The sequence below is a fragment of the Asanoa sp. WMMD1127 genome, assembly GCF_029626225.1.
GTDB lineage: Bacteria > Actinomycetota > Actinomycetes > Mycobacteriales > Micromonosporaceae > Asanoa.
The window spans coordinates 1,810,762-1,824,037 of the sequence record NZ_JARUBP010000001.1 but is presented as its reverse complement, the minus strand read 5'-3'; the positions used below and the strand labels follow the sequence as shown (position 1 = coordinate 1,824,037).

The 13,276-nt window shown below is 71.6% G+C and carries 11 protein-coding genes; 9 read left to right on the top strand and 2 right to left on the bottom strand.

The features are described 5' to 3' along the window. The first annotated feature begins 34 nt into the window (after positions 1-34). From O7635_RS08795 to purB, 4 genes are read left to right on the top strand one after another with little or no spacing between them, the layout of a single operon-like run. Positions 35-1,327: an acetyl-CoA C-acetyltransferase gene (locus tag O7635_RS08795; RefSeq protein ID WP_278085412.1), complete on the top strand. Its 1,293-nt coding sequence runs from the start codon at positions 35-37 to the stop codon at positions 1,325-1,327. A gap of 54 nt (positions 1,328-1,381) precedes the next feature. Next, entirely contained in the window at positions 1,382-1,930 is a 549-nt protein-coding gene (locus tag O7635_RS08790) for a helix-turn-helix domain-containing protein (protein WP_278079918.1), read from the top strand. Continuing rightward, positions 1,927-3,186 carry an MFS transporter gene (locus O7635_RS08785; protein WP_278079917.1) on the top strand — a complete coding sequence of 420 codons (1,260 nt, stop codon included), beginning with the start codon at positions 1,927-1,929 and terminating at the stop codon, positions 3,184-3,186. Before O7635_RS08790 ends, O7635_RS08785 begins: the two co-directional genes overlap by 4 nt. A gap of 28 nt (positions 3,187-3,214) precedes the next feature. Next, positions 3,215-4,639 carry an adenylosuccinate lyase gene (purB, locus tag O7635_RS08780; protein WP_278079916.1) on the top strand — a complete coding sequence of 475 codons (1,425 nt, stop codon included), beginning with the start codon at positions 3,215-3,217 and terminating at the stop codon, positions 4,637-4,639. A 70-nt stretch (positions 4,640-4,709) separates the two neighbouring features. Here purB and O7635_RS08775 read toward each other — a convergent pair whose 3' ends face one another. Continuing rightward, positions 4,710-5,402, bottom strand: coding sequence for a trypsin-like serine protease (locus tag O7635_RS08775; RefSeq protein ID WP_278079915.1), 693 nt, complete (start codon positions 5,400-5,402; stop codon positions 4,710-4,712). Between the two features lie 309 nt (positions 5,403-5,711). On the opposite strand from O7635_RS08775, the gene purS reads away from it, so the two are divergent. The 3 genes from purS to purL are packed head-to-tail and all read left to right on the top strand — an operon-like array spanning position 5,712 to position 9,030. After that, positions 5,712-5,981 carry a phosphoribosylformylglycinamidine synthase subunit PurS gene (gene purS / locus O7635_RS08770; protein WP_278079914.1) on the top strand — a complete coding sequence of 90 codons (270 nt, stop codon included), beginning with the start codon at positions 5,712-5,714 and terminating at the stop codon, positions 5,979-5,981. Further along, complete coding sequence (purQ, locus tag O7635_RS08765) at positions 5,978-6,661, top strand: phosphoribosylformylglycinamidine synthase subunit PurQ (protein ID WP_278079913.1); 684 nt, start codon at positions 5,978-5,980, stop codon at positions 6,659-6,661. The genes purS and purQ overlap by 4 nt, the downstream gene beginning before the upstream one ends. Further along, complete coding sequence (purL, locus tag O7635_RS08760) at positions 6,658-9,030, top strand: phosphoribosylformylglycinamidine synthase subunit PurL (protein WP_278079912.1); 2,373 nt, start codon at positions 6,658-6,660, stop codon at positions 9,028-9,030. Before purQ ends, purL begins: the two co-directional genes overlap by 4 nt. A gap of 60 nt (positions 9,031-9,090) precedes the next feature. Here purL and O7635_RS08755 read toward each other — a convergent pair whose 3' ends face one another. Further along, positions 9,091-10,929 carry a carboxypeptidase regulatory-like domain-containing protein gene (locus O7635_RS08755; protein ID WP_278079911.1) on the bottom strand — a complete coding sequence of 613 codons (1,839 nt, stop codon included), beginning with the start codon at positions 10,927-10,929 and terminating at the stop codon, positions 9,091-9,093. A 235-nt stretch (positions 10,930-11,164) separates the two neighbouring features. Here O7635_RS08755 and O7635_RS08750 point away from each other — a divergent pair, with 235 nt between their 5' ends. Next, the gene (locus O7635_RS08750) at positions 11,165-11,515 is read left to right on the top strand and encodes a sterol carrier family protein (RefSeq protein WP_278079910.1); all 351 of its coding nucleotides are present in this window, start codon (positions 11,165-11,167) and stop codon (positions 11,513-11,515) included. A 134-nt stretch (positions 11,516-11,649) separates the two neighbouring features. Further along, positions 11,650-13,227, top strand: coding sequence for an amidophosphoribosyltransferase (gene purF, locus O7635_RS08745; RefSeq protein ID WP_278079909.1), 1,578 nt, complete (start codon positions 11,650-11,652; stop codon positions 13,225-13,227). Positions 13,228-13,276 lie beyond the last annotated feature (49 nt).

Here is a 13,276-nt window from a genome sequence, read left to right as displayed (position 1 = left end):
TAGCCTACTCGTGAGTAACCCTGGAGGGAGGCGACTGATGGAGACCCGTAAAGTCGCGATCGTCGGCGGCAACCGCATCCCGTTCGCCCGCTCCAACAGCCGCTATGCCGCGGCCAGCAACCTCGACATGCTCACCGCCGCGCTCGACGGGCTCGTCGCCCGGTTCGGGCTGGCCGGCGCCCGGGTCGGCGAGCTCGTCGCCGGCGCGGTGCTCAAGCATTCCCGCGACTTCAACCTGACCCGCGAGGCCGTGCTGGGCTCGCGGCTCGACCCGACGACTCCGGCCTACGACATCCAGCAGGCCTGTGGCACCGGGCTGGAGGCGGCGATCCTGGTCGCCAACAAGATCGCGCTGGGCCAGATCGACGCCGGGATCGCCGGCGGGGTCGACACGACGTCCGACGCGCCGCTCGCGCTCAACGAGGACCTGCGCCGCACGCTCCTGCAGATGAACGCGGCCCGCACGACCGGCGCGCGGCTGCGGGCGGCCACCAGGCTGCGGCCGCACCAGGCGTTCATCCCCGACCGGCCACGCAACGCGGAGCCGCGCACGGGGCTGTCGATGGGTGACCACGCCGCCATCACGGCGCTGCGCTGGAACGTCGACCGGGAGGCCCAGGACGCGCTCGCGCTGGCGTCGCACCAGCGGCTCGCGGCGGCGTACGACCGGGGCTTCTTCGATGATCTGGTCACGCCCTATCTGGGGCTGACCCGCGACCAGAACCTACGGGCCGACACCTCGGTGGAGAAGCTGGGCAAGCTGCGGCCGGTGTTCGGCACGCGCGGCCCCGACGCCGAGCGGGCGACGATGACCGCGGGCAACTCCTCACCGCTGACCGACGGCGCGTCGACCGTGCTGCTGGCCTCGGAGGAGTGGGCGGCGCAGCGGCGGTTGCCGGTGCTGGCCCACTTCGTCGACGCGGAGACGGCGGCGGTCGACTTCGTGCACGGCGACGAAGGGCTGCTGATGGCCCCGGCCTATGCGGTGCCCCGACTGCTGGCCCGGCACGGGCTGAGCCTGCAGGACTTCGACTTCTACGAGATCCACGAGGCGTTCGCGTCGCAGGTGCTGGCGACGCTGGCCGCTTGGGAATCGCCGGAGTTCTGCAAGGAGCGGCTCGGGCTGGACGCCCCGCTCGGTGCGATCGACCGGGCCAAGCTCAACGTCAACGGCTCGTCGCTGGCGGCGGGCCACCCGTTCGCCGCGACCGGCGGCCGGATCGTCGCGACGCTGGCCAAGCTGCTCGCCGAGAAGGGCAGCGGGCGGGGGCTGATCTCCATCTGCGCCGCCGGCGGCCAGGGCGTGGTGGCGATCCTGGAGCGCTGAGACCCCCAAACGACTGTTTGACAGTGTGCGTGCGTGTCGCGCACACTGTCAAACATGTCTTTGGGGGACGACCCGACCGTCAAGCTCCGCGCGTTGGCGCACCCGCTCCGCCTACGGATCCTGTCGCTGCTGACCGGCGCCGCGATGACCGCCGCCGAGGTGGCCCGCGAGCTCGACCTGACGCACGCCAACGCCAGCTACCACCTGCGCCACCTGCTCGCGGCCGGCCAGATCGAGGTCGCCGGCGAGGAGAAGATTCGCGGCGGGGTGGCGAAGAGGTATCGTCATCCCGCCGAGGCCGGCTTCGACAAGCCGCGCGCCGCGATCCCCGAAGGGGCGCAGCGGACGGCCGACCACCTGCTCATCTACGAGGCGCTGGCGGCCGAGCTCCGGCGCCGTTCCCGGGCCGTCATGCGGGCGCAGGGCAACCACTTCACCGACGCCGAGCTCTGGGTCGACCCTGCCGTCTGGTTGCGGGTCGAGGAGCAGATCACCGAGGCCAGCCGAGCCCTGCACCGGGCCGCGGTCGCCCCCCGTACCCCTGGCGCGATCCGGGTCAACGCCACGATCGCGCTGTTCAGAATGGAGCCTGACGCGAAATGAGCACGGTCACCCCGGCCCCGCCGGCCGCCGCGGAGCAACCGCGCCCGGGTCTGTTGGCACCGCTGCGACACCGGCCGTTCCGGTTTCTGATCGCCGGCCGTACGACGACGATGCTGGGCAACGCCGTGGCGCCGATCGCGCTGTCGTTCGCCGTGCTCGACCTCACCGGCTCGGCCCGCGACCTGGGCCTCGTGGTCGGCGCGCGCTCGCTGGCCAACGTCGTCTTCATCCTGTTCGGCGGCGTCATCGCCGACCGGCTGCCACGCCACCTGGTGATGGTCGGCGCGTCCACATTGGCCGGTGCGACCCAGGCGGCGGTCGCGGTCACCGTGCTCACCGGCACCGCGACGATTCCACTGCTGCTGGCGCTGTCGGCGGTCAACGGCGTGGCGGCCGCGGTCGCGTTCCCGGCCATCTCCGCGATCCTTCCGCAGACGGTGCCGGCCGGCGTGCTGCAGCAGGCCAACGCCATCAACCGGCTCGCCTGGAACTCCGCGATGATCGCCGGCGCCTCGCTGGGCGGCCTGCTGGTCGCCACCGCCGGGCCGGGCTGGGGCCTGGCGGTCGACGCCGGCACGTTCTTCCTCGCCGGCCTGCTGTTCGCGCTGGTGCGGCTGCCGCGACGAGAACGGCCCGATGCCGCCGAGCGGTTCGGGTTCTTCACCGAGATGCGGCTCGGGTGGTCGGCGTTCGCGAGCCGCACCTGGCTCTGGACGGTGGTCGCCGGCTTCTGCGTGATCAACGCGGCGCTGTCGGGATCGGTCACCGTGCTGGGTCCGGTGGTCGCCGACGAGAGCTTCGGCCGCGCCACCTGGGGGCTGATCCTGGCCGTGGAGACCGCGGGCATGATCGTCGGCGCGCTGGTCGCGATGCGGATCCGGGTGAGCCGGCTGCTCTTCTACGGCGTGCTCTGGTGCCTGGGCGACGCGCTGCTGGTGCTGGCCCTCGGGCTGACCCCCGCGGTGCTGGTCCTGCTGGTGGCCGGGTTCGTGGTCGGGTTCGCGCTGGAGCAGTTCACCGTCGCGTGGGACACCACGATGCAGGAGCACGTGCCGAGCGAGCTGCTGGCCCGGGTCTACTCCTACGACATGCTCGGCTCGATCCTGGCCGTGCCGATCGGGCAGGTCGCGGCCGGGCCGCTCGCCGAGCACTTCGGGGTGCGGCCCACCCTGGTCGGTGCCGCGGCCCTGATGGCCCTGGCCACCGCGGCCATGCTGCTCAGCCGCGACGTCCGCCGGCTGCACCACGCGATCTAGCCGTCGCGCGTGGTGGGAGGATGGCCGGGTGACGCAGGTACCCAACGTTCTCGCCGCCCGATACGCCTCGCCTGAGTTGGTCGCCCTCTGGTCGCCGACCGAGAAGGTGAAGCTGGAGCGGCGCCTGTGGATCGCGGTGTTGGAGGCGCAGCGCGACCTCGGCATCGACGTGCCCGACGGGGTGGTCGAGGCCTACCGGGCGGTGCTCGACGACGTCGATCTGAGCTCGATCGCCGAGCGGGAGCGGGTCACCCGGCACGACGTGAAGGCGCGGATCGAGGAGTTCGCGGCCCTGGCCGGCCACGAGCAGATCCACAAGGGGATGACCTCGCGGGACCTAACCGAGAACGTCGAGCAGCTGCAGATCCGCTCGTCGCTCGCGCTCGTCCGGGACCGGGTGGTGGCGGCGCTGGCCCGGCTCGCCCGGCTGGCGGTCGAGCACGACAACCTGGTCATGGCCGGCCGCTCGCACAACGTCGCCGCGCAGGCGACCACGCTCGGCAAGCGGTTCGCGTCGGCCGGCGAGGAGCTGCTGATCGCGTACCAGCGGCTCACCGACCTCATCGCCCGCTACCCGCTGCGCGGCATCAAGGGCCCCGTCGGCACCGCCGCCGACCAGCTCGACCTCTTCGACGGCGACGCGGCCAAGGTGGCCGAGCTCGAACGCCGGGTCGCCGCGCACCTGGGCTTCGCGTCGGTGCTGAGCAGCGTCGGCCAGGTCTACCCGCGCTCGCTCGACCTCGACGTGGTGACCGCGCTGGCCCAGGTCGTCGCCGCACCGAGCAGCCTGGCCACCACGATCCGGCTGATGGTCGGCCAGGAGCTGGTCACCGAAGGCTTCCGGCCCGGTCAGGTCGGCTCGAGCGCGATGCCGCACAAGATGAACACCCGGTCCAGCGAGCGCGTCAACGGGCTGGCGGTGGTGGTCCGCGGCTACGTGTCGATGATCGGCGAGCTGGCCGGCGACCAGTGGAACGAGGGCGACGTCTCGGATTCGGTGGTCCGCCGGGTCGCCCTGCCCGACGCCTTCTTCGCCACCGACGGCCTCTTCCAGACGTTCCTGACAGTGCTCGACGAGTTCGGCGCCTATCCCGCGGTGGTCGCCCGAGAGCTCGACCGCTACCTGCCGTTCCTGGCCACGACCAAGATCCTGGTCGCCGCCGTACGCCGGGGCGTCGGTCGCGAGACGGCGCATGAGGTGATCAAGGAGAACGCGGTCGCCGTGGCGCTCGAGATGCGCGAGAAGGGCGCCGGGGAGAACGACCTCTTCGACCGGCTGGCCGCCGACGGCCGGCTCGGCCTGACCCGGGGCGAGATCGACGCACTGGTGGCCGACCGGGCGGCCTTCGTGGGCGCGGCGGGCGCGCAGGTCGCCGCGGTGGCCGAGAAGATCGACGAGGTGGTCCGCCAGCACCCGGCGGCTGCGGGCTACACACCGGGCGCCATCCTCTGACGCGCTTCACGGCGTGGCGCCCGGGGGTGGGCGCCACGCCGCTGTGGGAGAGCGTTGCTCTTGGGTGGCGTCAGACGCCGGCGGTACTCTGGATCCACGCCCGGTTGTAGGCGACGCTGCCGTAGTTCTGGATGTTGACGCCGTCCGCCGTGGACGCGACGCCGACCTGCGCGCCGTTGTAGAACTGCGGGCCGCCCGAGTCGCCGCGCCACGCGTTGCCGTTGATCCGGGTGCTGCGGATCGCCCGGCCGCCGTAGGCGTCGGTCACGTTGGTGCTGGTCACCCGGACGCTCGCGGTCTTCAGCACCGTCGACGCCGAGCAGCCGCTGTAGCAGGTCATGCCCCAGCCGTAGATGGTGTTGGTGGAGTTGACCGGCGGGTAGGCGCTCGACAGCGTGACATAGCTGGTGCTGACCGAGCTGCTCAGCCGCATCAGCGCGAGGTCGTAGCGGGAGTAGGTGGCGCTGACGGTCCGGGTCACGCCGCCCGAGGTGCGGTTGACGCTGCCCACGCGCACGGACATCGAGCCGCTGATGCAGTGGCGGGCGGTCAGCACCCAGGTCGGCGCGATAATCGTGCCCGAGCACGTGAACGAGCCGTTGCTGAGCACGGCGGCCGCCCACGGCGCCGACGAGACCGTGCCGCCGCCGATGATCTGCGCCGGGTCGGTCGGGCCGACGGGTGCGGCGCCGGCGGCGCTGGGGGCGAGAAACGCGCCGGTCAGACCGATGGCAAGCGCGGCCAGGGTGAGGCGTGTGCGCATCTGGGCTCCTATCCGAGGGGGGTGGATCGGACTGCCCGAGACGCTATTGCGACATCGACAGATTTACAAGCATCAGTTTCAGGTCATACGACGTGCTGATGAGCAGTGGCCGAAATCCCATTCCGGGGTCCGCGGCTCCCGGTTGGGGCGGACGCGGGCTACGGATGGGGGTGGAGTTGTCGTTGATCCGATATCTCAGGCGTAATGCCTGTCCACGACGCCTGTCCAGAGGCTGGGCGGGTGCCGGTCAACGTCTATCTACCGGGTAGTCTTGGCGCGCTTACCGCGTACGAAAGTCAGGAGTGTCCAGTGGCTCGCGTCGTCGTCGACGTCATGCTCAAGCCGGAGATCCTCGACCCTCAGGGCCAAGCGGTCGCCAACGCGCTGCCCCGGCTCGGCGTCACCGACGTGTCCTCGGTCCGCATCGGCCGCCGCATCGAGATCGAGTTCGCCGGCGACGCCGACCCCGAGCGGGTCCGCGAGATCGCCGACAAGCTGCTCGCCAACCCGGTGATCGAAGACTTCACCATCCAAGAGGTCGCCACCGCGGCCCCCGTGCCCGCGGGTGACCAGCCATGAGTGCCCGCGTCGGAGTCGTGACGTTCCCGGGCTCGCTCGACGACGGTGACGCCGCCCGGGCGATCCGGGTGGCCGGTGGCGACGCGGTGCGGCTCTGGCACGGCGACGCCGACCTGCACGGGGTCGACGCCGTGGTGCTGCCCGGCGGCTTCTCCTACGGCGACTACCTGCGCACCGGCGCCATCGCCCGGTTCGCGCCGGTGATGGAGTCGATCATCGACGGCGCCCGGGGCGGCCTTCCGGTGCTCGGCATCTGCAACGGCTTCCAGATCCTCTGCGAGGCCCACCTGCTGCCCGGCGCCCTCACCCGCAACAGCCACCTCCACTTCCGCAACCGTGACCAGTGGCTGCGGGTCCACGCCGCCAACACGGCCTGGACCAACTCGTTCGAGGCCGACCAGGAGATCCTGGTGCCGCTCAAGAGCGGCGAGGGCCGCTACGTGGCCGACCAGGCGACGCTCGACGAGCTCGCCGCCAACGGCCGGATCGTGGCGACCTATCTGCGCGGCAACCCCAACGGCTCCGAGCGCGACATCGCCGGCGTCACCAACGAGGCCGGCAACGTCGTCGGGCTCATGCCCCACCCCGAGCACGCGATCGAGGCACTGACCGGTCCGTCGCTCGACGGGCTGGGCTTCTTCACCTCGATCTTCAAGCACCTGGCGGGGGCCTCGGCATGACAACCCAGTCCGACACGGCGCCGAGCGAGACGGCGTCCTACGGCGGCCACGACGGTCCCGACACCGTCGAGCGGGCCAACGAGACCGCCGAGGAGCTTCAGCCGTACGCCGAGCTGGGCCTGCGGGACGACGAGTACGAGCGGATCCGCGGGATCCTCGACCGCCGGCCGACGCAGTCCGAGCTGGCGATGTACTCGATCATGTGGAGCGAGCACTGCTCCTACAAGTCGAGCAAGGTGCACCTGCGCCAGTTCGGCGAGAAGCAGCCGCCGAGCGACCGGATGCTGGCCGGCATCGGCGAGAACGCCGGCGTCGTCCGGATCTCCGACCAGCTCGCGGTCACGTTCAAGGTCGAGTCGCACAACCACCCGAGCTTCGTCGAGCCCTACCAGGGCGCCGCGACCGGAGTCGGCGGCATCGTCCGCGACATCCTCGCGATGGGCGCCCGGCCGGTGGCCGTGATGGACCCGCTGCGCTTCGGCGCGGCCGACCACGAGGACACCGCCCGCGTGCTGCCCGGTGTCGTGGCCGGCATCGGCGGCTACGGCAACTGCCTCGGCCTGCCCAACGTCGGCGGCGAGGTCGTCTTCGACCCGACCTATCAGGGCAACCCACTGGTCAACGCGCTCTGCCTGGGCGTGCTGCCGGTCGACCGCCTGCAGAAGAAGGACGCCGCCGGCCCCGGCAACATCGTGGTGCTGATGGGCGCCAAGACCGGCCGCGACGGCATCGGGGGCGTGTCGGTGCTGGCCAGCGCGACCTTCGACGACGGCAGCGCCGCGCGCCGCCCGTCGGTGCAGGTCGGCGACCCGTTCACCGAGAAGCTGCTGATCGAGGCCTGCCTCGAGCTCTACGACGCCAACCTGGTCGTCGGCATCCAGGACCTCGGCGGCGCGGGCCTGACCTGCGCGCTCACCGAGACCGCGGCCTCCGCGGGCACCGGCATGCGGGTCTGGCTGGAGCGGGTGCCGCTGCGCGAGCCGTCGATGGAGCCCCACGAGATCCTGGCCAGCGAGTCCCAGGAGCGGATGCTGCTGATCGTCAAGCCCGAGCAGCTCGACGAGGTGCTCGGTGTCGCCGAGAAGTGGGGCGTGCTCGCCACCGCGATCGGCGAGGTCACCCCGTCCGAGGTCAGCGGCCTGCCCGGCCGGCTCCGGATCACCTGGCGCGACCACCTGGTGGTCGACGTGCCGCCGGCCTCGCTGGCCGACGACGGCCCGGTCTACGCCCGGCCGATGCGCGAGCCCGCCGACCTGATCTTGCTGCAGGCCGACCGGGCCGAGACGCTGCCGCGGCCGGCCACGCCGGAGGACCTCAAGGCGACCCTGCTGCGGATGGTCGGCTCGCCCAACCTCTGCGACAAGTCGTGGGTCACCGAGCAATACGACCGCTACGTGCTCGGCAACACCGTGCTGGCCCAGCCCGAGGACGCCGGCGTCATCCGGGTCGACGAGGGCAGCGGGCTCGGCGTGGCGCTGTCAGTCGACGGCAACGGCCGCTACGCGCGGCTCGACCCTTACAACGGCGCCAAGCTGGCACTGGCCGAGAGCTACCGCAACGTGGCCGTCAGCGGCGCCAAGCCCGTCGCGGTCACCAACTGCCTCAACTTCGGTTCGCCCGAGGACCCGGCGGTCATGTGGCAGTTCGCCGAGGCGGTTCGCGGCCTGGCCGACGGTTGCCTCGAGCTGGGCATCCCGGTGACCGGTGGCAACGTCAGCTTCTACAACCAGACCGGCGCCGCGGCGATCCACCCGACGCCGGTGGTCGGCGTGCTCGGCGTGATCGACAACGTGGCCGACCGGGTGCCGATCGGCTTCACCAAGCCGGCGACCGGCGACGGTGACCTGATCTTCCTGCTCGGTGAGACGGCCAACGAGCTGTCCGGTTCCGAGTGGGCCTGGGTCACCCACCAACACCTCGGTGGCGTGCCGCCCAAGGTCGACCTGGCCAAGGAGAAGGCGCTGGCCGAGGTGCTGGCCGAGGCGGCCCGCGTCGGGCACCTGAGCTCCGCTCACGACGTCTCCGACGGCGGCCTCGCCCAGACGCTGGTCGAGGCAAGCCTGCGCAACAACGTCGGCGCCCGCATCGCCCTGCCCGAGGACTACTCGGCCGGCTCGATGCCGTTCGTCTACCTGTTCAGTGAGTCCGCCGGCCGGGCCGTGGTGGCCGTGCCGCGCGGCCACGAGCGGGCGTTCACCGGCCTCTGCGCCGAGAAGGGCGTCGCCTGGACGCCGATCGGCGTGACCGACGGACAGAACGACGCGCTCGAGATCCGCGGCCAGTTCTCGGTGCCGCTCGACGAGCTGCGCGAGGCGCACACCGCGACCATGCCGAAGCTCTTCGGCGCGTCGCTGCCGGTCGAGGACTGACCGAGCCGGGACACGAAGAAGGGGGCCGCTTCCGCGGCCCCCTTCTTCTTTGCTTGTCGATCAGTCGTCGAGCCAGCCGAGCTCGCGCCGGTCGCCGCCGCGGCCACCACCGTGCCGGGCCCGGCCTTCGCCGGCCTCGCCGCGCGGCTGGCCCTGGCCCTGGTAGTAGTCACCCTGGTCGTCGTAGCCGCCGTTGGGGCCGCCGTAGTTGCCGCCGCCGCGCTGCTCGGGCACGCGGTCGTAGCCGCCACCGTCGTAGCCGCCGCGACCCTGGTCGTAACCGCCGCCGCCGGGTTGGTAGCCGCGGGTGTCGTCGTAGCCGCCACCACCCTGGCCGCCGCCGTAGCCGCCACCCTCGTAGCCGCCGCCGCGACCCTGGTCGTAGCCGCCGCGACCGGCCGGGCCGCCGCCGTAGCCGTTGCCCTGGTCGTAGCCGTTGGGCTCGTAGCCGCGGTCGTCGCCGTAGCCGTTGGCACCGCCGCCGCCGTAGCCGCCGCTCGGCTGGCCGTAGTCGCGAGCGGGCTCGTAGCGGCCGGTCGGCTCGTCGAAGCGCTCGCCGCCGTAGCCGCCGCCCTGCGCGTAGCCACCCTGGCCGCCGCCGTAGCCGCCGCCCGAGGACGGTGCGCCGCCGTAGCCGCCGCCACCCGAGCCGGGGGCGTCGGGGTAGCCGCCGGCGCCGTAGCCGCCGCCCGAGCCCGGCGCGTTGCCGAACTGGGTCGGCGCCGCGCCGCCGTACATCTGGGTGGCCTGGTCGTAACCGCCGGCCTGGGTGGGCTGGCCGCCGTAGCCGCCGCCCGCACCGCCCCAGCCGGGCTGCGGCGCGCCGTAGTTCGGACCCGGCATCGGAGCGCCGTAGGGGTCGGGGAACTCGTCGACGGGCGCGCGGCTGTGCAGCATCGTCGGCGCGTCTGCGAGGGCGCCACCGCCGGGACCGGCGATCCGGGTCGCGTCGTCGCCACCCCGGTAGGCCGCGGCGCCGCCACCCATGGGCACCGCCGGGCGTACGCCGGTGGTCGAGGTCTCGTCGTCGGGGTCGTCGTTGTCCTTGCGGCGCAACATGACCCAGACGATGCCGCCGACGCCGAAGGCGACCAGCAGACCGCCGCCGAGCACGACGAGCCAGTTGCCGAAGCCGCCGCCCTCGTCGTTGTTGCTGGCGGGGTCGATCGCGGCCGCGCTCTCGGTGGCTTCGTCCGTCGGCTCCTCGTCGAGCGGCGCCTCGGTGGGGACACCGGGTGTCGCGCTCGCGGTGGCCTCGGCCTGCAGCGGCAGCGTGATCACGACGCCCGACTGGCTCTGGCCCGCGTTGACGGTGATCGACTTGGTGTTCTGCTTGCCGTCCTTGGAGGCGCCGATGGTGATGCGGCCGGGCGCGATCGGGTCCTGCTCGGAACCGGTGAAGCGGAAGGTGCCGCTGTCGTTGGCGAAGGCCTCGTGCAGCTTGTTGGCGCCGTCGCTGAGCGCCACGTAGGCGCCGGGGACCGCCTTGCCGTCGGACTGGTTGGTGACCTTGCCGCTGATCGTCTTGATCGTCTGCGCGGCCGGCGGCTGTTGTGGCTGGTTGCTGCGGACGGTCATCGCCCGCGTCGCGGGCTGGCTCTGCTCGCCGTTGATGGTGGCGACCACGGTGATCTGACCGGACTTGCTCTGGCCGTCGGGCACGTTGTTGGCCCTGACCTGCGCGGTAAAGTCGCCGTTCCCGTTGAAGTCGATGTCGTCGTCGCCGTCGCAGCCGCGAATGCAGCTCAACTCGCCGAAGCTCGACGACACGTTGACGGTGACCGTCTGGCTGTCGTCGTCGTCCTGCGGGTTCGGGTCGGGGTTGTTGTTCCGGACCCGGATCTGGACGTTGGCGGTATCACCCGGCGCTAGTGTGCCGTTGGAGACGCTGATCGACACCGTCGGTGGTGCCGCTTGTGCGGGGCTGGCAAATACTGTGACCCATGCGCCAGCTATCAGCGCCACGACCACACCGGCCCGTACACGCCAGGCTCGTCGGTGTGTTGTCACGTCCACCGCCTTCCGGTCTCACCCCCGAACGAGTACACCGTCGGTCACTATGCCTTGTCCGACGGGATCAGCGCGACCCAGGGGCCGAAGGAACCGGAACGTGAAGGGGTCGTATCGTCCCGTCATGTCCCCTGCGCACATTAAGTCACCCGCGGTGGCAGCCGTCCTGGCCGCTGTCGACGCCGGGGAAAGCCCCGACACGGCTACTCTCCGTGATGCCGTGCGTGCGCTGCTGACCGACCTCGCCAAGCGGGCTCCCGGCCGCTCGGTCGAGGTGCGGATCCCACCATACGGCGCGATACAAGCCATTCCCGGGCCGCGACATACCCGTGGCACGCCTTCCAATGTGGTCGAGACCGATGGTGTGACCTGGGTGCTCGTCGCCAGCGGCCGGCTGCCGTGGGCCGACGCGGTCGCCCAAGGCAAGATCAAGGCCAGCGGAATCCGAGCCGATCTCTCCGCATACCTGCCGTAGAGGTCATTTTTCGGGTCGCCCGAATGGGTCGGTTGACGGTTCGCACGCCCAAGGTGGCCGACGGTGACCGGCGCGAACTCGCGTACACTGGCCCGAGCAAGACGTGCCAGGAATTGAGCAGCGAGGAGCGCCAGGTGCCCCGAGGCGACGGCCGGTTGAGCCAGGACCTCGACCCCCAACGGCCGGGCCCGCAGGATGCTTGCGGTGTCTTCGGCGTGTGGGGGCCGGGTGAAGAGGTCGCCAAGCTGACCTACTTCGGTCTCTACGCTCTCCAGCACCGGGGCCAGGAAGCGGCCGGCATCGCCGTCAGTGACGGCTCCGGCGTCGTGGTCTACAAGGATCTCGGCCTCGTGGCGCAGGTCTTCGACGAGCCGACACTGGCGAGCCTGCGCGGCCACCTCGCCATCGGTCACACGCGCTACTCCACCACCGGTGGCTCCACCTGGGAAAACGCGCAGCCGACGATTCGCGCGACCAGCGCCGGCACCACCATCGCGCTGGCCCACAACGGCAACCTGGTCAACACCGCCGAGCTCGCCCGTGAGGTCGCCGAGCGCAAGCTGACCACCGACCCGGCCACCACCTCCGACACCGCGCTGGTCACGGCGCTGCTCGCCGGCCGGCCCGACATGTCCGTCGAGGCCGCCGCGCTCGAGGTGCTGCCGACGCTGCGCGGCGCGTTCAGCTTCGTGTTCATGGACGAGAACACCCTCTACGCGGCCCGCGACGCCTACGGCGTGCGGCCGCTGGTGCTCGGCCGGCTCGAGCGCGGTTGGGTGGTGGCCAGCGAGACCGCGGCGCTCGACATCGTCGGTGCCAGCTTCGTCCGCGAGGTCGAGCCCGGCGAGCTGCTCGCCATCGACGAAGACGGCCTGCGCTCGTCGCGGTTCGCGGCGCCGGAGCCCAAGGGCTGCCTCTTCGAATACGTCTACATCGCGCGCCCCGACACCACGATCGCCGGGCGCAACGTGCACGCCGCCCGGGTGCAGATCGGCCGCCAGCTGGCCAAGGAGCACCCGGTCGAGGCCGACATGGTGATCCCCGTGCCCGAGTCGGGCACGCCGGCCGCGATCGGCTACGCCGCCGAGTCCGGCATCACCTACGGTTCGGGCCTGATCAAGAACGCCTACGTGGGGCGCACGTTCATCCAGCCGTCGCAGACCCTGCGCCAGCTGGGCATCCGGCTCAAGCTCAACCCGCTGCGGGAAAACGTGCGCGGCAAGCGGATCGTCGTGGTCGACGACTCCATCGTGCGGGGCAACACGCAGCGGGCGATCGTCCGGATGCTGCGCGAGGCCGGCGCGCTCGAGGTGCACGTGCGCATCTCGTCGCCGCCGGTCAACTGGCCGTGCTTCTACGGCATCGACTTCGCCACCCGCGCGGAGCTGCTGGCCAACGGCCTCGACAACGACGGCATCCGGCGCTCGATCGGTGCCGACACGTTGGGATACGTATCACTCGGCGGTCTGGTGGCCGCGACCGAGCAGCCGAAATCGCGCTTGTGCCGCGCGTGTTTCGACGGGGAATACCCGATCCCGCTGCCGGCCGCCAACCAGATCGGCAAGCACGTGCTCGAAGGCGTCGCCCGGCGGGTCGACGCCGATGCCGAGCAGCGCAACGATGGCGGAGCCGACCGTCCGGCGTCGAGCGACCACCTGGTCGCCCAGCGTCTCGCGGCCAGTTCCAACGGCGGCGGCACGCACCGTTCCTAGCCGGCGTCTCCAGCGAGACACCGCGCGTCAGGCGTTAAAGGGAGAAATC